Annotated in this window: 9 protein-coding genes; 3 read left to right on the plus strand and 6 right to left on the minus strand. The window is 68.4% G+C overall.

Features of this window, described 5'->3' with window-relative positions; genetic code table 11:
* Positions 1–66: 66 nt before the first annotated feature.
* On the minus strand, positions 67–1,053 hold the full coding sequence (locus MSM1_RS06350) for a hypothetical protein (protein ID WP_236054774.1): 987 nt from the start codon (positions 1,051–1,053) through the stop codon (positions 67–69).
* A 788-nt stretch (positions 1,054–1,841) separates the two neighbouring features.
* On the opposite strand from MSM1_RS06350, the gene MSM1_RS06355 reads away from it, so the two are divergent.
* The 3 genes from MSM1_RS06355 to MSM1_RS06365 all read left to right on the plus strand — a co-directional run bounded on the left by MSM1_RS06355 (position 1,842) and on the right by MSM1_RS06365 (position 10,267).
* Positions 1,842–5,126, plus strand: a complete 3,285-nt coding sequence (locus MSM1_RS06355; protein WP_213440690.1) for an arabinosyltransferase domain-containing protein — start codon at positions 1,842–1,844, stop codon at positions 5,124–5,126.
* Positions 5,123–8,362, plus strand: a complete 3,240-nt coding sequence (locus tag MSM1_RS06360; protein WP_213440691.1) for an arabinosyltransferase domain-containing protein — start codon at positions 5,123–5,125, stop codon at positions 8,360–8,362. Before MSM1_RS06355 ends, MSM1_RS06360 begins: the two co-directional genes overlap by 4 nt.
* Before the next feature lie 120 nt (positions 8,363–8,482).
* Positions 8,483–10,267 (plus strand): acyl-CoA dehydrogenase family protein, encoded by a 1,785-nt coding sequence (locus MSM1_RS06365; RefSeq protein ID WP_213440692.1) that lies wholly within the window; start codon positions 8,483–8,485, stop codon positions 10,265–10,267.
* 64 nt (positions 10,268–10,331) lie between these two features.
* Here the strand turns inward: MSM1_RS06365 and MSM1_RS06370 are convergent, their stop codons facing one another.
* The 5 genes from MSM1_RS06370 to MSM1_RS06390 form a co-directional block, all read right to left on the minus strand.
* Positions 10,332–11,882 (minus strand): acyl-CoA carboxylase subunit beta, encoded by a 1,551-nt coding sequence (locus MSM1_RS06370; RefSeq protein ID WP_213440693.1) that lies wholly within the window; start codon positions 11,880–11,882, stop codon positions 10,332–10,334.
* Positions 11,879–17,110 carry a polyketide synthase Pks13 gene (pks13, locus tag MSM1_RS06375; RefSeq protein WP_236055580.1) on the minus strand — a complete coding sequence of 1,744 codons (5,232 nt, stop codon included), beginning with the start codon at positions 17,108–17,110 and terminating at the stop codon, positions 11,879–11,881. The genes MSM1_RS06370 and pks13 overlap by 4 nt, the downstream gene beginning before the upstream one ends.
* A gap of 89 nt (positions 17,111–17,199) precedes the next feature.
* Positions 17,200–19,092, minus strand: a complete 1,893-nt coding sequence (gene fadD32, locus MSM1_RS06380) for a long-chain-fatty-acid--AMP ligase FadD32 (RefSeq protein ID WP_213440695.1) — start codon at positions 19,090–19,092, stop codon at positions 17,200–17,202.
* 257 nt (positions 19,093–19,349) lie between these two features.
* Entirely contained in the window at positions 19,350–20,372 is a 1,023-nt protein-coding gene (locus MSM1_RS06385; RefSeq protein ID WP_213441514.1) for a cutinase family protein, read from the minus strand.
* Positions 20,373–20,602: 230 nt separating this feature from the next.
* Complete coding sequence (locus MSM1_RS06390; RefSeq protein WP_213440696.1) at positions 20,603–21,502, minus strand: esterase family protein; 900 nt, start codon at positions 21,500–21,502, stop codon at positions 20,603–20,605.
* Between the last annotated feature and the right edge of the window lie 34 nt (positions 21,503–21,536).

The following is a 21,536-nucleotide window of genomic DNA, read 5'->3' on the forward strand; positions in this document are numbered from 1 at the left end:
GCAAATGACCGCGGTCACGCGCGTGCCGTGTGCATGGGCTGTGGTTGCCTGCCGCTGATGGCTCTATCACGCTTGCACGGTGATCGGCGCGGTGTGCAGCTGGCCCTTCGTCTGGAACTGGATGAACAGCCGGTACAGGCCTGGTTCCGGGAAGCTGACATGGCACATCAACTCGCCCGGCGCCCGCATTTGCGGGTGCACGTGCGCCACCGCCAAATCCCCTTGATGAAACGCCGTGATGTGCGCAAGGGCGCCCAGATACGGCTCGAGATCCGTGACCGCGGCGCCGCCCTGGGTTATCCGTATCGCCAGCATCTCCGGCATGTCGGGCATATCGGCTGCCGACTCCAACTTGACCGCCACGGTGTAGCCGTCGACGCTGGTTTGCTGGGCAGGTGCCGGTAACGGCTCGGGAGAATACGGGCCGGCAACCTCGAAGTCGGTTCCGAGGACGAGATGATGCGGCCGGTTCTGCTCGCCTAACGCGACGAACTCGGTAACGGCACGATAAGGACCGGGTTGGCCGATAGTCAGCGGCACCGACCAGGTGCCGTCGGGTGCCATGCTGGGGTGCGTGTGATAGAAATCGGCGAGATCCTTGCGGACGATGTACACGTGCATCAGCCGCTCTTGCTCAAGCTGGAAGCGGGTCTGGGGCTCGCCGGAGGGGTTGGTGATGCGAAACGACAGCTCACCCTGCTGGCCCGGCTTCGACGGTGAACGCAGCATCTGCAGCCGGTAGCCGTCGTGCGTGGCCGACAGCCCCGAGCCGGTGCCGCCGTGGCCGTGGTCGGTGCCCCCGGGTTGCCCGGTGGCGGACGCCCCGGCCGACGGCGCGGCGGACGTGCTCGCCGGGCCCCCGTGACCCTGGTGCTTGGCCCCCGCGCACGACACGGCCAGCATCGCCGTCACCGCGAGCGCACCGACCGTCAGCGCGCTGCGTGACAACCGGTGACGCCGGCACAACCGGGTTACCCGCGGCGCGGGAGTGCGGCAGCAACTCCCCGCTGCGGACTTCGCACCTGGCGGATGGTGATTGCTGGCAGGGCTCATTTCACAAATTCCTCCTCCCCGCGGGAAAGCAAAACCAAACGATTTTGCATACGCGGCCTCACTATCAAAATAGCTGCCGAGCTGGCTACGCGATCCGGCGTCGCCCTCGCCTTCTGTTGTGGCCCGCCGACATGGGCTCGTCAGCGCCGTGTCAAACACCCCTTAAAAATATGGCCTGCTGCGTTAGACGGCATCCTGGCCCGGCGCGGTTGGTTATTCGTTGGTCACCGAACGTCGCGTCACCAACGAGCAATACGATCGTCGGTTGTGCCCCGATCACGGGATTGGCGCTGTTGGCATCGGCGGTTGGCCGGGCGCACGCCAGCGCTGGTGTAGCGGCTCCCCGGATCATGACGACGCGCCTAGCTGTTGGTTCTTTGCGGCAGCCTGCGACGATCGATCACACCGCTGCGATTTTCCCCAGCCGCATCTCTGCCTGCGAATAACCGGTTAGCTTAAATGCGCAGCGGTGGTGGTCAGCACGTTAGCACAGATTTCCCGCTGAAATTCCCCGCCGGATCGGATACCTGAAGGGATACTCCCTGGCGATCCAGCAAATAGGAAATACCCCATACCCCTAACCGGTCTCATCGCGTGACACTACCGAAGGCCGACTCTCCACGGTTCGGGCCCGCTGCGATAATGCTCGCCGAGCCGGCTCCGCAACACTCCACCGGGGGCCCGCCGGGCCGCATCGTCACCGGGCTTACCCCAATGAGCCGGCTCCTCAGCGGCCCGCCGGGCCGCATCGTCACCGGGCTTAAAACCGTCGCATACGATCGACCTTCGTGCCCCACGACGGTAGCCAGCGATCGCCGGTGCGCTTCGCGCGGGCCGCCGCCGTCGTCGCAGGGCTCTCCGGCGTGCTGTTGTGCGCCATCGTCGCGCTTCTTCCGGTGAAGCAGACCACCGCGACGATATTGTGGCCCCAGGGCACAACCAGCGATGGGCTCATCACCGGGATCACCGCGCCGCTGGTATCCGGCGCCCCCCGGGCTCTGGACATCTCCATCCCGTGCCCGGCGATCGCCAGTTTGCCCGCCGGTGGCGGACTGGTGCTCTCGACACTGCCGGTCAATGGGTTTGCGACCGGGAAAAGCGGGCTGTTCGTGCGTGCCAACGAAGATGTGGTCGTCGTGGCCTTCCGGGACACGGTGGCCGCGGTAGCGCCCCGCCCGCGGATCGCCGCCGGTGGCTGCAGCGTGCTGCATGTCTGGGCCGACACCGGCGGCGCCGGTGCGGATTTCGTCGGCATCCCGGGCGCCCGCGGAACCCTGGCACCGGAAAAGAAGCCACAGGTCGGCGGGATTTTCACGGATCTCAAGGTGCCCGCACAGCCGGGACTGTCGGCACGGATCGATGTCGACACCCGATTCATCGTCGCGGCCACCCCCATCAAGAAGGCCGTGATGGCGCTGGGCGCACTGGCGGTGCTCGCGGCTATCGCCGCCCTGGCGCTGCTGGACCGGCAATCGGGCCGCCGGGCCCCCCACAGCCTGCGACGGCGGCGCGTCGGGGCGGCCACCTGGCTCGCCGATGCGGCGGTCATCGGCACGCTGCTGGTGTGGCACGTCATCGGCGCCACGTCCTCAGACGACGGCTATAACCTGACCATCGCCCGAACGTCCACCGGCACCGGCTACGTCGCCAATTACTACCGCTTCTTTGGAACGACAGAAGCGCCGTTCGACTGGTATCCCGCGGTGCTGGCGCGCCTGGCGCCGGTGAGCCCGCACGGGGTGTGGATGCGGATCCCGGCCACGCTCGCCGGGATCGGATGCTGGCTGCTTGTCAGCCGCTACCTGCTGCGCCGGCTGGGCCCCGGAAAAGGCGGCCTGGCGGCCGACCGGGTAGCGGTGTGGACCGCGGGCGCGGTGTTCCTGGCCGCCTGGCTGCCGTTCAACAACGGTCTGCGGCCCGAGCCGCTGATCGCTTTCGGCACGCTGGCCACCTGGGTGCTGGTCGAGAACGCGATCGCCACCCGGCGACTGGCCCCGGCGGCAATCGCGATTGTGATCGCGATGTTCGCCGCGACGCTGGCGCCGCAGGGATTAGTCGCGATCGCTCCGCTGCTGACCGGCTCCCGGGCGGTCGCGGCGATAATCGCCCGCCGCCGGGCAGCCGACGGCGTGCTGGCGCCGCTGGCGGTGCTGGCGGCGTCGTTGTCGGTGATCGCCGTCGTGGTGTTCCGGGCCCAGACGCTGGCCACCGTGGCCGAGTCGGCACGCATCAAATACACGGTCGGGCCGACGATCGCGTGGTATCAGGAATTCCTGCGGTACTACTTCCTGACGGTCGAGACCGTCGACGGGTCGATGTCGCGGCGGTTCGCCTGGCTCGTGCTGTTCTTGTGTCTGTTCGGGGTGCTGGTGGTGCTGCTGCGGCGCGGCCGGATTCCCGGGGTGGCCAGCGGCCCGGCGTGGCGGCTGATCGGCACCACCGCGGTGGGCTTGCTGCTGCTGACGTTCACGCCGACGAAATGGGCCGTGCAATTCGGGGCGTTCGCCGGGCTGACCGGCGCGCTCGGCGCCCTCACCGCGTTCACCGTGGCCCGTGTCGGCCTGCATAGCCGGCGGAACTTGTCGCTGTATATCACCGCGCTGCTGTTCCTGCTGGCCTGGGCCACGTCCGGCATCAACGGCTGGTTTTACGTGGGCAACTATGGGGTGCCGTGGCGTGACATTCAGCCCGTCATCGCCAGCCACCCGGTGACGACGATGTTCCTGGCGGCGTCGATCGTGACCGGGCTGCTGGCCGCCTGGCAGCACTTCCGACTCGACTACGCCGGACACACCGAAGTCAAAGACACCCGTCGCAACCGCGTTCTAGCGTCCACCCCGCTGCTGGTGGTGGCCTCGATCATGGTGGTCATGGAAGTGGGCTCGATGGCCAAGGCCGCCGTGTTCCGCTACCCGATGTACACCACCGCCAAGGCCAACCTGATGGCTCTGGAGTCCGGGTTGGCGAACACCGCATGCGCGATGGCCGACGACGTGCTGGCCGAGCCGGACCCCAACGCGGGTGTGCTGCGACCGGTTCCCGGCCAGAAATACGGGCCCTACGGACCGCTCGGCGGCCTCGACCCGGTGGGGTTCACCCCCAACGGCGTCAGCGACGATTTGTCCTCCGACCCGGTCGTCGCCAAGCCCGGGCTGGTCAACTCCGACGCCTCCCCTAACAAGCCCAGCGCCGCGGTCAGCGACTCGGCGGGCACCGCCGGCGGCTGGATCCCGGCGGGGGCGCCGGCGGGAGCGAACGGGTCGCGGGTCGCCCTGCCGTTCGGGCTCGACCCGGCGAGCACCCCGGTGATGGGCAGCTACGGCGAGAACGCCCTGGCCGCGTCCGCCACCTCGGCCTGGTATCAGCTGCCGCCACGCACCCCGGACCGGCCATTGGTGGTGGTGTCGGCGGCGGGCTCCATCTGGTCCTACAAGGACGACGGCACCTTCACCTACGGGCAGCCGCTGAAACTGCAATGGGGCGTCACCCGCCCGGGCGGCATCCAGCCCCTCGGGCAGGTGTGGCCCATCGACATCGGCCCGGCACCGGCATGGCGCAACCTGCGGTTCCCGCTGGCCTGGGCGCCGCCGGAGGCGGACGTGGCGCGCATCGTCGCCGAGGACCCCAACCTGAGCTCCGATCAGTGGTTCGCCTTCACCCCGCCGCGGGTCCCGGTGCTGGAAACTCTCCAGCACCTCATCGGGTCGCACGCCCCGGTGTTCATGGACATCGCGACCGCGGCCAACTTCCCGTGCCAGCGGCCGTTCTCCGAGCACCTCGGGATTGCCGAACTGCCGCAGTACCGCATCCTGCCGGACCATAAGCAGACGGCGTCGTCGTCCAACCTGTGGGAGGCGGGGGAAAAAGGCGGGCCCTTCCTGTTCACCCGGGCACTGCTGTGGACATCGACGATCCCGACATACCTGCGCGGCGACTGGTACCGCGACTGGGGGTCGCTGGAGAAGTACTACCGGCTGGCGCCCGCCGACCAAGCGCCCGCCGCCGCCGTCGAGCAGGGTGTGGTCACGGTGCCCGGCTGGGCCCGGAGCGGACCGATTCGAGCGCTGCCATGAGCACCACCGTCGACCGCGTGGTCACCCGCCGCGCCGCGCCCGAGGCGACCCGCCAGGTGCAGCTGACGCGCTGGGTGGCCACGGTCGCCGGCTTGATCGGGTTCGTGCTGTCGGTGGCGACACCCCTGCTGCCCGTCGTGCAGACCACCGCCACGCTGCGCTGGCCCCAGCACGGGCAGCTCGGCAACGTGACGGCGCCGCTGATCTCCCAGGTCCCGGTGGCGATGACGGTGGACGTGCCGTGCGCGGTGGTGCGCGCGATGCCCCCCGCGGGCGGGATGCTGCTGGGCACCGCGCCCAAGCAGGGCAAAAATGCCACGCTCAACGGGTTGTTCGTGACCGTCACCGCGTCGCGCGTGGACGTCACCGACCGCAACGTGGTGATCGCCAGCGTGCCGCGAGCCCAGGTGGCCGGCCCGCAATGCCGGCGCATCGAGATCGCCTCCTCGCACGCCGGCACCTTCGCCACCTTCGCCGGGCTGACCGACCCGGCGGGCCGCCCGCTGCGCAACGGCTTCGCCGACCCCAACCTGCGCCCGCAGGTCGTCGGGGTGTTCACCGACCTGAGCGGCCCGGCGCCCTCCGGGCTGGCGCTGTCGGCGACCATCGACACCCGGTTCTCCACCCGGCCCACCGCGCTCAAGCTGACCGCCATGACGTTGGCCGTTACGGCGACCGTCGTCGCGCTGATCGCGCTGTGGCGCCTCGACCGGCTGGACGGCCGGCGCATGCGCCGGTTGATCCCGGCGACCTGGCGGGGCTTCACCTCGATCGACGCCACGGTGGTAGCGGGGTTTGTCCTCTGGCATGTGATCGGCGCCAACTCCTCCGACGACGGCTACATCCTCGGCATGGCCCGGGTCGCCGACCACGCCGGCTACATGTCCAACTATTTCCGCTGGTTCGGCAGCCCGGAAGACCCGTTCGGCTGGTATTACAACCTGCTGGCGCTGATGACCCACGTCAGCGACGCCAGCATCTGGATGCGGCTCCCGGACCTGGTTGCCGGGCTGGTGTGCTGGCTGTTGCTGTCGCGTGAGGTGCTGCCCCGTCTGGGTCCGGCGGTAGCCTCCAGCAAAGCCGCGGCATGGGCCGCGGGCCTGGTGTTGCTGACGGCGTGGATGCCGTTCAACAACGGTCTGCGCCCGGAACCGATCATCGCGCTGGGATCACTGGTCACCTATGTGCTGATCGAGCGCTCCATGCGCTACAGCCGGCTGACCCCGGCGGCGCTGGCGGTGATCACCGCCGCGTTCACGTTGGGGATCCAGCCCACCGGGCTGATCGCGGTGGCCGCGCTGGTGGCCGGCGGCCGCCCGATCCTGCGCATCCTGGTGCGCCGCCACCGCCTGGTGGGCACCTGGCCGCTGGTGGCGCCGCTGCTGGCTGCCGCCGTCGTGGTGCTGACCGTGGTGTTCGCCGATCAGACACTGGCAACGGTGCTGGAAGCCACCAGGATTCGCAGCGCGATCGGCCCCAGTCAGGCCTGGTACACGGAGAATTTGCGCTACTACTACCTGATCCTGCCCACCGTCGACGGATCGCTGTCGCGGCGGTTCGGCTTTCTGCTCACCGCGCTGTGCCTGTTCACCGCGGTGTTTATCATGCTGCGGCGCAAGCGAGTTCCCGGTGTGGCCCGCGGGCCGGCGTGGCGGCTGATGGGCGTCATCTTCGGCACCATGTTCTTTTTGATGTTCACCCCGACCAAGTGGGTGCACCACTTCGGGCTGTTCGCCGCGGTGGGGGCGGCGATGGCGGCGCTGACCACGGTGCTGGTGTCGCCGGCCGTGCTGCGCTGGTCGCGCAATCGGATGGCCTTCCTGGCGGCGCTGATGTTCCTGCTGGCGTTGTGCTTTGCCACCACCAACGGCTGGTGGTACGTCTCCAGCTACGGCGTGCCGTTCAACAGCTCGATACCGCGGATCGATGGAATCACCATCAGCACAATATTTTTCGTCTTCTTCACAATTACCGCGCTGTACGCGATCTGGCTGCATTTCGCGCCGCGGGACCGCGGCGAGGGGGCGTTGGCGCGGACGCTGACCGCCGCGCCGGTGCCGATCGTGGCGGGATTTATGGCCGTGGTGTTCGTCGCGACGATGGTCATCGGGATCGTGCGCCAGTACCCCACCTACTCCAACGGCTGGGCCAACGTGCGCGCGTTCACCGGCGGCTGCGGACTCGCCGATGATGTGCTCGTCGAGCCCGACCCCAACGCGGGCTTTTTGACGCCGCTGCCCGACGGCCCGGGCGCTTGGGGCCCACTGGGGCCGCTGGGGGGCGTCAACCCCGTGGGGTTCACCGCCGATGGTGTGCCCGAGCACACTGTCGCCGAGGCGATTCGGCGCCAGACGCCGCAACCGGGCACCGACTACGACTGGGACGCGCCGGTGAGGCTGAAAACCCCTGGCATCAATGGTTCTCGGGTGCCGCTGCCGTACGGCCTGGATCCCGCGCGGGTGCCGTTGGCCGGCACTTACACCACCGGTCCCCAGCAGCAGAGCACGCTGACCTCCGCATGGTATCGACTGCCCCGGCCCGACGACGCGCATCCGCTGGTGGTGGTCACCGCGGCGGGCACGATCACCGGTAACAGCGTGCTGAAAGGCCACACCAGCGGGCAGACCGTGGCGCTGGAATACGGGCGGCCAGCCCCCGGCGGCGCCGTGGCGCCGGCCGGGCGGCTGGTGCCCTACGACCTCGCCGCCGAATACCCCAGGGCGTGGCGCAACCTGCGCTTCCCCCGAGACAAGATCCCCGCCGAGGCGAGCGCGGTGCGGGTGGTCGCCGAGGATCTGTCGCTGACGCCGGACGACTGGATCGCGGTCACCCCGCCGCGAGTGCCCGAGCTGCGCTCCCTGCAGGAGTACGTCGGCTCGCGACAGCCGGTGCTGATGGACTGGGCGGTGGGGCTGGCCTTCCCCTGCCAGCACCCGATCCTGCACGCCTACGGTGTCACCGAGATCCCGAGGTTTCGCATCACCCCGGATTACACCGCTAAAAAGCAAGACACCGACACCTGGGAGGATGGCGTCAACGGGGGCCTTTTAGGCATCACCGACCTGCTGCTGCGATCGCACGTGATGGCCACCTACCTCTCGCGGGACTGGGGCCGGGACTGGGGCTCGCTGCGCAAGTTCGACACCGTCGTCACCGCGCGCCCCGCCGACCTCGACCTGGGCAGCGCGACCCGCAGCGGCTGGTGGTCTCCCGGCAAGATCCGTATCGGCCCGTAGGCACCCCACGCCGAAGCCGCGGCATCGCTGTTCACCACCGCCGCCGAAACTGTACTCTCGCAGCGAAAGCGCAAGCAGGAACCGGCGTCCGGGCGGTTCCGGAGCGGGAAGGGGCCCGGGATGAGCGACTACGACGTCGAGGCGGTGGATCGGCTGCCGTTCACCACCGCGGAGAAATCCGGGCGCTACCGCACCGAGAGCTACCAGGGGGCGGTCGGCCTCAACTGGTACACCAGCGATCCCAGCCTGCAATTCATGATGGCCTACTACCTTCGCCCCGACGAGCTGGCGTTCGCCGAGCCGCATTTGACACGCATCGGCGAGCTCATGGGCGGGCCGGTGGCGCGCTGGGCCGAGGAGACCGACCGCAACCCGCCGCGACTGGAGCGCTACGACCGCTGGGGCCACGACATCAGCCGGGTGGTGATGCCGGCGTCGTTCATCGAGTCCAAACGCGCGGTGCTGGATGCCCAGAAAACGCTGCGCGACGCCGCCCGGCGCGCCGGGCTGAACCCCGCGATGGCGCTGTTCGCCGCCAACTTCATGCTCGATCAGGCCGACATCGGGATGGGCTGCGCCCTGGGCACCGGCGCCAACATGGTGAAGTCGCTGGTGGCCGCCTATGCGCCCGCGCAGGTGCGCGAGCACGTGCTGGCCAAGTTCGACTCCGGCGAATGGGAGGGCGAGACCGCGCAACTGCTGACCGAACGCACCGGCGGCTCTGACCTGGCGGCGCTGGAGACGACGGCGCGACGGGCAGACCCGCGCGACGGCTCCGCGTGGCTGCTCAACGGCTTCAAGTGGTTCGCGTCGAACTGCAACGGCCAGGTGTTTGTCGTGCTGGCCAAGCCCGAGGGCGCGCCGGACTCCGCCCGTGGGGTGGCCGCGTTCCTGGTGCTGCGGACCCGCCGCGACGGCTCCGCCAACGGCGTGCGGATCCGGCGCCTGAAGGACAAGCTGGGCACCCGCTCGGTCGCCTCCGGGGAGATCGAGTTCGTCGACGCCGAAGCGTTCCTGCTCTCCGGGGAACCCAGCACCGATGCCGGCCCCTCCGATGGCAAGGGCCTGGGGCGCATGATGGAGCTGACCAACGCCGCGCGGCTGGGCATCGCGCTGTTCGCCCTTGGCAACGCGCGCCGTGCGCTGGTCGAGTCGCTGTGCTACGCGCGGGCGCGCCACGCCTTCGGTGGGGCGCTGATCGACAAGCCGCTGATGCGGCGCAAGCTCGCCGAGATGATCGTCGACGTCGAAGCCGCCCAGGCGTTGGTGTTTGACGGGACAGGGTTCGCCAACCACCGGCAGCCCAAAGCGATTCGCCAGCGCATCGCGGTTCCGGTGATCAAGCTTAAAGTGTGCCGGCTGGGCATCACCGCGGCATCCGATGCCATCGAGATCCACGGCGGCAACGGCTACATCGAAAACTGGCCAGTAGCAAGGATTTTACGTGATGCGCAGGTGAACACCATCTGGGAGGGACCCGACAACATCTTGTGCCTGGACGTGCGGCGGGGAATTGCACACGCCCAGGCGCACGAGCCACTGCTGGCCCGCCTGCACGACGCGGTCTCGGTGTCCGACGACGACGAAACCACCCGACTGGTTTCGCGGCGCATCGAGGACCTCACCGCGGCGATCACCGCCTGGGGCAAACTCGAGGCCAGGGTCGCCGAGGCGCGGTTGTTCCCGCTGGCCCAGCTCATGGGCGACGTGTATGCCGGCGCGCTGCTCACCGAGCAGGCCGCGTGGGAGCGGGCCACCCGCAACACCGACCGTAAACGCCTACTCGCCCGGCTCTATGCCCAGCGCTACCTCGCCGAGCGTGGGCCGCTGCGCGGCATCGACGCGCCCGACGACGAGGCGCTGGAGCGTTTCGACGAACTGGTGTCCGGCGCGCTCACGCTGTAGCAGACGCGCCAGCCCCATCACGCTCCCGGAAAAGGGAAGGGGTTTGCGTCTTCTCGCCATTAAATTAAATGGGGATCAGCGCGTGCTTGCGCTGCACGTGCTGAACTTGCTTGTCCCGCAGCAGGTGCAGCGCCTTGCGCAGCAGCAGCCTGGTCTGGTGCGGCTCGATGACCGCGTCGATGAACCCGCGCTCGGCGGCGATCCACGGAGTCGCCATGTGCAGGTTGTAGTTCTCGATGAAGCTCTGCTTGATCGCCTGCGCCTCAGGGGTATTCGGGTCGGGGAAGCGTTTCATCAGCAGCTGCGCCGCACCCTCGGCGCCGATCACCGCGATGCGGGCGGTGGGCCACGCGAAATTCAGGTCGGCGGTCAGCTGCTTGGATCCCATCACCGCGTACGCCCCGCCGTAGGACTTGCGCACGGTGATCGTCACCTTCGGCACGTCGGCCTCCACCACCGCGTACAGGAACCGGCCGCCGCGTTTGATGATGCCCCCCTTCTCCTGTTCCACGCCGGGAAGGAAGCCGGGGGTGTCGACGACGAAGATCAGCGGCAGGTTCATGGTGTCGCAGAACCGGATGAACCGTGCCGCCTTGTCGGAGGCTTCGTTGTCGATCGAGCCGGACAGCACCATCGGCTGGTTGGCCACCACACCGACCGGGCGGCCGTCGACCCGGGCGAAACCGGTGATGATGGCCTGCCCGGCCTGCGCGCCAACGTCCAGGAAATCGCCGTCGTCGAAGATTCGCAGCAAGATCTCGTGCATGTCGTAGGACACGTTGTCGTTGTCCGGCACGATCGAGTCGAGTTCCAGGTCATGCGGCGTGATCTGCGGCTCCAGGCCGGGATTGACGATCGGCGGGTCGTCAAAGCAGTTGGACGGCAGAAACGACAAAAACTCCCGCACGTAGGCGAACGCGGCGGCTTCGGAGTCGACAACCTGGTGGATGTTGCCGTAGCGGGCCTGCGCATCGGCGCCGCCGAGCTCGTCGAGGCTGACATCTTCCCCGGTGACTTCCTTGATCACGTCGGGGCCGGTGACGAACATGTAGCCCTGGTCACGCACCGCGACGATAAGGTCGTCCTGGATCGGCGAATACACTGCTCCCCCAGCGCATTTGCCTAAGATCAGGGAGATCTGCGGGACCAGCCCGGTCAACCGCTCGTGGCGGGCGCCCAGCTCGGCGTACCAGGCCAGCGAGGTGACCGCGTCCTGGATGCGGGCGCCGCCGGAGTCGTTGATGCCGATGATCGGGCAAGCCACCTTCGCGCACCACTCCATGAGATGGGCCACCTTGCGGCCGAACATCTCGCCCACCGTGCCGCCGAACACCGTCTGGTCATGCGAGAACACCCCCACCGGCCGGCCATCGATCCTGCCGTGACCGGTCACCACGCCGTCGCCGTAAAGTGCGTTGGGGTCGTTGGGAGTGCGCGCCAGCGCCCCGATCTCTAAGAAGCTGCCCGGGTCGAGTAGCGCGTGGATGCGCTCCCGCGCGCTCGGGATGCCCTTCTTCGCGCGTTTGGCCACGGCCTTCTCGCCGCCGGGCTCCTTGGCCAGTTCCAGCTTTTCGTGAAGTTCGGCCAGCAGCTCGGCGGTGGTCTTCGTGCTCACTTGCCTGCCCTCTGCGCCGCCTCGATCCGGTGCAGCGCCTCGCTCAGGTGCGCCCCGACCTTGGCGATGATCGGCTCGTCGATGGCCTGGATGTGCTCGCCGCCGATGTGCACGACCTCCAGGTCGGACACGTACTCGCCCCAGCCGCCATCGGGCTGGCGGATGGCGTAGCGCGGCTCGAACATGATCGCGTCGTCGTGGTAGCGGTCGGCCATGTAGAGGGTGACATGCCCGTCGTAGGGCTGGATCTGCACGGTGTCGAGGGCCCGGTTGTCCAGATACGAGGTGCGCTGGTGCTCGATGATGCCGGCCGGGATCTGCACACCGCTGGCCTTGACCGCTTCCAGGACGAATTTCACCTGCCCCTCGTCGTCGAGCTGCTCCAGCTGCTCGTAGGGGATCTCCGGAATGGTGACGTTGAAGTTCCGCTCGGCGAAGCGTGCGTAGCGCTCCCAGCGTTTGCGGATCTCCTCTTTGGTCTGCGGGATCTCCTCGCCGGGGCGCACGGTGTCGATCAGCCCCACAAACGGGACGTCGCAGCCCAGCCGTTTCAGCCCCACCGCGCACGCATAGGCCAGCGCACCGCCCAGCGACCAACCGACCAGGACGAAAGGCCCGTCGCGCTGGATTTGCACCAGCCTGGGCAGATAGGTCATCGCCCGCTGCTCGATGGGGCCCTCCACACGCTCGAAACCGTACATCGGGGTATCGGGGGGGAGCCGCTTGAGCAACGGCTCGTAGACGACCGTCGACCCGCCGGCCGGATGAAACACGAACACCGGGACCGCGGTGGAGCCTTCCGGGCGCGCCCGCAGGGTGCGGACGAACCCGTCGAGCTGGCCGGCCTCCAAGTGCTCGCGCACCTTCTCGGCCAGCGTTTCGATGGTTGTGGCGGCCTTGACGTCCTCGGCGGTGATCGGCCCGTCGGCGCGCTCGGCGAGCCGCTGGGCCATCTTGGCGGCGGTGTCGTCGTCCAGCTCCGGCAGCGGGTTGAAGATGCCGCCCGGAGATTTACCGGTGACAATGGCCCAGGTGGCGAACGTGACCCGCTCGGCGGCGTCACGCGGGGGCACGTCCGAGTTCAGCGCCTCGGCCACCGCCCGCTGATTGAGGGCCTGGGCGGCGCCCGCCGGGCCGGGCCGCGGGGACGGGCCCGACGGATCCGTCGGCGGCGGTGGCACCGGTTGCGCGGCGGCGCCTTCCACGCCGCTCGGTGGCGGGGTTGGCGCCGGGGCCGTCGGCGCTGTCGGCGCCGGTGGGGCAGTGATTGCGCCGCCGAGCAATTCGGCCTGCTCTTTGGCGATCTCCTCGGCCGTCTTCGTCTTCTGGTACTCGTGCAGCTGCTGGACCTCGTCGCGGTGCTCGATCGCGTACTCGATGAGCTTCTCCACGTTGTAAAGGTTGGCGTCACGCACGGCCTGCAGCTGGATGGGCGGCAGGTCAAAGTCGTATTCGACGCGGTTTTTAATACGCACCGCCATCAACGAGTCCAGCCCCAGCTCGATCAGCGGCACTTCCCACGGCAGATCCTCGGGCTCATAGCCCATCGCCGCCGACACGATGGTGGCCAGCCGCTCATGCACCGTCTCACCGGAATCCGGCGACCACTTGGTAAAGCCGGCGGGCATCTGGCGTGCCGTGAGGCTGTCGTGCAGGGTCTCGGCGTCCGGTTCCTCGGGTGCCGTCGCGGCTGGCGACGGCACCGCCGAAACGCTCCCCGGCGTGATCGCCTCCCCGGCGCCCACCGCCGCCGGCAACACCGCAAAACCGGAACCGGCCTGGCCGGCGCGGCTCACCAGGGCGTCGTAGACCAGGGTAAACGACTCGTCGATGCGGGCATGCACCTGCACCGCGGCCCCGCCGGGATGGCGGGTCAGCGTCGTCACCAGCCGCGCGCCCGCGCCGGGCACCGCCCGTTGCTCGGCGGCCACCAGCTGAGCATCCGAAAGAACTTGGGCCGCAGCGGATTTCACGAGAGCGGCCAGATCGGTTTCGCCGCGCGGCGCATATTCCCACACATGGCGGCCGTCGGGCAGCGCCACATGGGCACCCGGCATGATCAGTGATCCGTCGCCGGAGAAGTGCGCGTCAAGCCAGTGCTCTTTGCGCTTGAAGCGGGTTGGCGGGATGTTGGCAAAATCTTCGGGTCCTCCGGCCCCGGTCGCGCGGGTGAACAGGGTGCGCATGTCCAGGTCGTGGCCGTGCACGTAGAGCTGCGCCATCGCCCGGGTCATCGACTCGACGTCGTCGTGTTTGCGAATCAGCGTCGGAATCAGCTGCGCCTCAGGCAATCCGGCAGCGGCTGTCGTCAGGCCCACCTGCATCAGCGCCACCGGGTTGGGTGCGAGCTCCAGGAAGGTGGTGTACCCGGCGTCGACGGCGTTGCGAATGCCCTGGGTGAAATACACCGAATGCCGCAGGCCCTTCTTCCAGTACTCGACGTCGTGGATGACCTCCCCGGGCTTGAGGTAGCGACCCTCGTGCACCGTGGAGAAATAGCCGATAGCGATGGGATGCGGCCGGATGCCCTGCAGTTCGGCGGACAGCTCCCCCAGCAATGGATCCATCTGTGACGTGTGGCTGGCGCCTTTGGTCTGAAACTTGCGGGCGAATTTGCCCTCCGCCTCGCAGCGGGCGATGATCGCGTCCACTTGGGCGGGCGGGCCGCCGATGACGGTCTGGTTCGGCGCGGCGTACACGCACACCTCCAGGCCTGGGAAGTCGGCGAACACCGTCTTGATCTCGTCGGCGGAGTATTCGACAAGAGCCATCAGCCGGATGTACTCACCGAAGAGCATCGCCTCGCCCTCACCCATCAGGTGCGAGCGCGAGCAGATCGTGCGGGTGGCGTCCGCCAGCGACAGCCCGCCCGCGAAATAGGCCGCGGCGGCCTCGCCAAGCGACTGGCCCACCACCGCAGCGGGTTTGGCCCCGTGATGGCGGAGCAGCTCACCGAGCGCAACCTGGATCGCGAAGATGGTGACCTGGGTGGTCTCGATGCCGTAGTCCTGCGCGTCATCGAGGATCAGCTCGACGATCGAATAGCCCCGCTCGTATTGCACGTAGGCGTCGACCTTGTCGATCCACTCGGCGAACACCGGGTTGCGCAGGTAGAGGTTCTTGGCCATCTTGCGGTGCTGGGCACCGAAACCGGCCAGCACCCACACCGGCCCGCTGGTGACCGGGCCGTCGGCGGAATACACGTTCGGGGCCTGCTTGCCCTCGGCGACCGCCCGCAGGCCCTTGATCGCCTCCTCGTGATTGCGGGCCAGCACCACCGCGCGGGAGCGGCCGTGGTTGCGCCGGGAAAGCGCCCGCCCGATGGACTCCAGCGAGGACGCTTGCCCCTCGGGGCTTTCCATCCAGTCGGCCAGCTCGGCGGCGGCGGCCTTCTTGCGGGAGGTCAGAAAAGCCGAAACCGCCAACGGAACAAGCGGTGCGGTGTCTTGTTGGGCGGCCTCAAGTTCCCGTAACGCAGCCTCTTTGAGCCGCTTGGCTTCCTCGGTCAGTCCGGGCAGTTCGGGCTCTTCGGCCTCCGCAGGCTGCTCGTTAGCGAAGTCACCGTGCTCGTCGAGGCGCACACCCACCTCTGCGGCCGCCACGCTCGCCCCGGCGGCGGACTCGTCCGGCTCACGTTCGACGACGTCGTGGGGCAGCACCTCCCGCAGCACCACGTGCGCATTGGTGCCGCCGAACCCGAAGCTGGACACCCCGGCTATCGCATAGCCGCTGTAGCGAGGCCAGTCGGTGACGGTGTCGGCCACCTTCAGATGCAGCGCGCCGAAATCGATGTGCGGGTTGGGCCCGGCGTAGTTGATGGACGGTGGCAGCTTGTCGTGGGCCAGCGCCAGCACCACCTTGGCCAGGCTGGCCACCCCGGCCGCCGACTCCAGGTGCCCGATATTGGTTTTGATCGCACCCAATAGCGCCGGCTTGTCGGCGGGACGCCCCTTGCCGACCACGCGCCCGAGCGCCTCGGCTTCGATCGGGTCGCCGAGGATCGTCCCGGTGCCGTGCGCCTCGATGTAGTCCACGCTGCGCGGGTCGATGCCGGCGTCCCGGTAGGCGCGGCGCAGCACGTCCGCCTGAGCGTCCGGGTTGGGTATCAGTAGGCCCGACGAGCGGCCGTCGTGGTTGACCGCGCTGCCGGCGATCACCGCCAGAATCTGGTCGCCGTCGCGGCGGGCGTCCGGCACCCGCTTGAGCACCAGCATGCCCGCGCCCTCCGAGCGGGTGTACCCGTCGGCGTCGGCGGAGAACGACTTGATCCGCCCGTCGGGCGCCAGCACCCCGCCGACCTCGTCGAACCCGACGGTGATCACCGGGGTGATCAGGGCGTTCACCCCACCCGCGACGGCCACGTCGCACTCACCGGCCCGCAGCGCCTGCACGGCCTGGTGCGTGGCGACCAGCGAACTCGAGCACGCGGTGTCCACCGCCACCGACGGGCCGCGGAAGTCATAGAAGTAGGACACCCGGTTGGCGATGATCGAGCTCGCATTGCCGGTGATCGCGTAGGGGTGCGTGACCGTCGGGTCCGACATGGCCAGGAAGGCGTAGTCGTTGACGGAGGCGCCGATGAACACCCCGACCGCCTGGCCGCGCAGGCTTGACGCCGGGATGCGGGCGTGCTCCAGCGCCTCCCAGGTCAACTCCAGCGCCAGCCGCTGCTGCGGATCGATGTTGTCGGCCTCGGTCTTCGACAGCGCGAAGAACTCCGAGTCGAACCCCTTGATGTCGGTGAGATATCCCCCGCGGGTGCGCGCCCTGCCGACCCGCTCGGCGATGCGCGGCTCCCCCAGGAACTCCCGCCAGCGGTCCTCCGGCAGATCGGTGATCGCGTCGCGGCCCTCCAGCAACGCCCGCCAGGTCTCCTCCGGGGTGCTCATGTCCCCGGGGAAGCGGGTGGCCAGCCCCACCACCGCGATATCGACCCGCTCGACCGGCCCCATGCGCGACCAGTCCTCCTCGTCGGCGGTATCGGCTACCACCGGCTCGCCCTCGATGATGCGGGTCGCCAACGACTCGATGGTCGGATGCTGGAACGCCACCGTCGCCGACAGCGTGACCCCGGTGAGGTCTTCGATGTCGGCGGCCAGCGCCACCGCGTCCCGCGACGAGAGACCCAGCTCCACCATTGGCGTGGACTCGTCGATCGCGTCGGGCGGCTGCCCGGTGGCCTTGCCCACCCATTCGCGAAGCCAGCGCCGCAGCTCGGCGACCGTCATGCCGGCAGGTGCGGCAGCGCCGGCGGCGGTCGGAGCCGCGGGCGGCAGGGAACTCACCTGGAAGTCGGTGTCGGTATCGGACATGCTCGTCAATTGGCCTGGTCGGCGAATGCGGTTGGGGATGCGGTGCCGCTGCGCAGGCTGCCGTCGAGGTAGGCGGCCCGGCAGGCGCGCCGCCCGATCTTGCCGCTGGAGGTCCGCGGCACGGTTCCGGCCTGAACCAGCAGCACGTCGCGAACGGTGACGCCGTGGCGCACCGCGATGGCCGCCCGGATCTCGTCGGTGATCGGCCGGAGATCGAGCTTATGTGCGCCGGGAGCACGCTCGGCGACGATCACCAGTTGCTCGGAGGTGTCATCGGGGTCGTAGCTGAGGCCACAGTGCGGGTTGTCGAACACCTCCGCGGGCAGTTGATTGGCCGGCACGGAGAACGCGGCGATGAAGCCGGGCCGCAGCGCGCGGCTGGCCTCCTGCGCGGAGTACTCCAGATCCTGTGGGTAGTGGTTGCGTCCGTCGATGATAACGAGATCTTTGATGCGCCCGGTGATGTAAAGCCCGCCCCGGTAGTAGGTGCCGTAGTCGCCGGTGCGCACCCATAACCCGTCGTCGGGAACGCCTTCGGCGTGCGACGGGGTGGTCCGGGATTTAAGGATGTTTTTAAAGACTTCCCGGGTCTCGTCCTCGCGGTTCCAATAACCAATGCCCATGTTGTTGCCGTGCAGCCAGATCTCGCCGATGTGCCCGTCGGGAACTTCGCTGGCCGTTTCGGGGTCGACGATGACCGCCCACTCGTCCACGCCGACCTTGCCGACGCAGACCTGCGCGACCGCGTTCGGCGCGTCGGCGGGCACCTCGACGAACCGGTGGTTGTTCAGCGCCTCGCGGTCAACGTAGACCACGGTCGGCGCCTCCGACATCGGGGTGCTCGACACGTACAGCGTCGCCTCGGCTAGGCCGTATGCGGGTTTGATCGCGGTCTCTTTCAAGCCGTGGGGGCGGAAAGCCTCGCAGAACTTGCGCATCGAGGCCACCGAGATCGGCTCGCTGCCGTTGAGGATCCCCTTGACGTTACTCAGGTCCAGCGGTGGCTCGCCGTCCTTGGGCACACCACGCAGTGCGGCGTGCTCGAACGCGAAGTTGGGGGCGACGGAGTAGGTCGGCCCGGAGTCGCCGTTTACGCCCGCAAGCGCCCGCATCCAGCGGATCGGGCGACGCACAAACGCCGCGGGCGTCATGAAGGTGTTGTGTTGGCCGAGCACCGGCGAGAGCATGATCGCGATCAAGCCCATGTCGTGGAAGAACGGCAGCCAGGTGACGCCGCGATCGCCGTCGTTGCCGTCAAAGCTGTTGAGCACCTGGACCACGTTGGTGGCCAGGTTCAGGTGGGTGATCTGCACGCCCGTGGGCACCCGGGTGGAGCCGGACGTGTACTGCAGGTAGGCGATGGCGTCGACCGGGGGGTCGGGCGGCTCCCAGGTGGCGGCCACCTCGTTGGGAACCGCGTCGACGGCGATGACGCGCGGCCGCTGCCCCGCGGGACGGCTGCGGAAGAATTTGTTGACGCCCTCGGCGGAGTCGCTGGTGGTCAGGATCGCCGCGGGAGCGCAGTCGTCAAGCACCGCGTGCAGTCGCCCGATGTGACCCGGCTCCGCCGGGTCGAACAACGGCACCGCGATCCGCCCGGCGTAGAGGATGGCGAAAAAGGAGATGAGGTAGTCCAGGTTCTGCGGGCACAAGATGGCGATGCGGTCGCCCGGTCGGGTGATCTGCTGCAGACGGGCTCCCACCGCGCGGTTGCGGGCGGCGAACTCGGCCCAGCAGATGTCGCGCGCGACCCCGTCACGCTCGGTGGAGTAGTCCAGGAACCGGTAGGCCAACCTCTCCCCGCGCACCGCCGCCCACCGCTCAACGTGCCGAACCAGGTTGACGTTATCCGGAAACCTGATATGCCCGTTCACGATGAATGGGTTGTGGTAGGCCATGCCACTCTCCTGTCAGAACACCTCAACTACCAGGCCGTCCGGCGGGCTGCGCGGTTCCCCGTTGCCGCCTGCCGCAAACGCCAAACCCCACAGATGCTACCGGCGCGCGCCCGTCACTCGGTACCGCGTCGACCGGAGCGCGCCACATGGCTTCTTATGTTTCTCTTAATGTCCAGTCATGGTAAAGGGCGATACGGCCCACGCCAAATCAACAGGCATCGAGTCGCCGAACTGTTATCGCCCCAGCGGCACCGATCTCAGCCGTGCTTCGGGTGGGGCGCGTGTTCGATCAGGGTGCGGGCCCAGCTCAAAGTCCACTGGGTGGCCGACTCCCCGTCCAGGCTCCAAAACTGGGTGGTGGCGTACAACGCGTGCACGGGTTGCCCGGCCCCGCCGGCCAGGGTGTCCAGGGTCGTGGGCAAGTTGACGATGTTAAACGCCTCCTGCGGGGCGGCGCAGATGAGGTCTCCGGGCGCGCAGATTTCATTGGTTCGGTTGGCCAGCGCGCCGAAACCACCGGGTCGCGCGCCGGTCATGGTCAATCCCAGGCCGGACAGCACGGGAACCTCGTGCAGGGTGATCTCGGCGCCTTGGCCCGGCGGGTCGGGGCCGATGTCGTTGCCCACCCCGTCCTGGCGGCGACCGTCGGCGATCAGCGTCACGCCCAGCACCAAGTCCGCGTCGACCGGACCCCGACCGTTGCCGATATCGCTGGCAACATCGCCGGCGATCACCGCACCCTGCGAGAAGCCGATCAGCACATAGCTGGTCAGCGGGCATTTGGCGGTCATGTCGGTCATCGCTTTGACTGTGGCACGGGTGCCTTCGGCCCGGCTGTCGTTGTAAGACATCTGGTTGTCGGCGCTCAGCGGGTTGTGAAACTGCGCGGTGTAGGGCACGGTGTAGACCTCGACCCGGCTCTGCGGGAACTGCTTGGAGATTGGCCGGGTGATGTTGAGCAGCAATGCTTTCGGGAACTGCACCGGGTTGAGCGGGTTGTCCGTTGCCGACGACTCCCATGTTCCCGGGACCGCGATCAAATCCACGTCCGGGCAGTCGGCGCTCTGAAACGCTGGGCGGGGCTTTTTCGGTTGCGGCCCAACACTGGTCGGTGGCACAATCTCGGGCGGCACTGCGCTGGGCGGAGACTCCGGGTGACGCGCGATGCGGCCCACGACCGCGATGGCAAGGGCCGCCGCGAGAGCCACCGAACCGGCCGCGGCCACGGCCAGGATCCGGTGGCGCCTGCGCCGGGAATTTCGTCGGGGTCTGGTACCCATCATCTCCTGTCAGCGGGTTGTGAACAGCTGGGTCGATCTTCGCAACGCGGCGACCGTACGTGAGGGCAGCCGGTTGGCGGTGCATGCCGACTCGGGCCGTCGCACCCGACGCGCGCACCCCTCCACGGTAGCGGCTCGGCGCGCGACCGCGTTCCGCACAATCCGCCGGGGAATGCCGCGCCGCGGCTTAGCCCAGGCTTAGCCCCGACCGGCCGTTCCCGAGTGCCCGGCTAGCGGATGGCGCCGACAATGTCCCCGGACATCGCCGCCAATTGCGCCGCCCACGAGCCCCAGCCGTTATCGCCGGCGGCGGGGAAGTCGAAGTGGCCGTTGTGCCCGCCGACGTTGCGGTACTGCTGGTAGAACATCCGGCTATTGCCCATCGCCTCGCCGGCTTGGCCGATCATGGCCGCGGGATCACTCGCATCCATGCTGGTCGGGCTCCACACCCATACCCGGGTGTTGTTCTGCGCCAGCAGCGCCGCATGCACGTAGGGATCGTGCCATTTCCACCGGCCCAGCTGCGGAGCCCCCCACATCCCATAGCTGTCAACCCCGCCGAACTGCGCCATACCGGCGGTAATCGAGCCGTTCGTGGTGGTGTTTGAGGGGTACAGGAAACCCGACAACGACCCGGCGAAACCGAAACGATCGGGGTGGAAAGTGGCCAGCGCCATCGCGCCATACCCGCCCTGCGAGGCGCCTACTACCGCATGACCACCGGGCGCCAACCCCCTGTTGGCGGCCAGCCAGTCCGGTAACTCGCTGGACAAGAACGTTTCCCACTGCTTGCTGCCGTCCTGTTCCCAATTGGTGTACATGCTGTAGGCGCCCCCCGCCGGCACGACCACCGAAATGCCTTTGCCCGCCAGCGTGTTCATGGCATGGCCTGCGGTAACCCAATTGCTGACATCCGGCCCGGCGTCAAATGCGTCCAGGAGATACACCGCGTGCGGCCCGCCGGCCATGAAGCTCACCGGGATGTCGCGGCCCATCGCCGCCGACGGCACCATCAGCTGCTCCACACTCGCGGCATAAGCCGGGCCGATGTGGGCCGCGGCGACACCGCCCAGCCCAACCGCCAGCAGCGCCGCCGAGAGCACCCGCAGGAGCATCGACAGACCACTCATGTCCACCTCACTCGTCTCGGTCCACCAACGACCC

The sequence above is a fragment of the Mycobacterium sp. SM1 genome (assembly GCF_018361265.1).
Lineage (GTDB): Bacteria > Actinomycetota > Actinomycetes > Mycobacteriales > Mycobacteriaceae > Mycobacterium.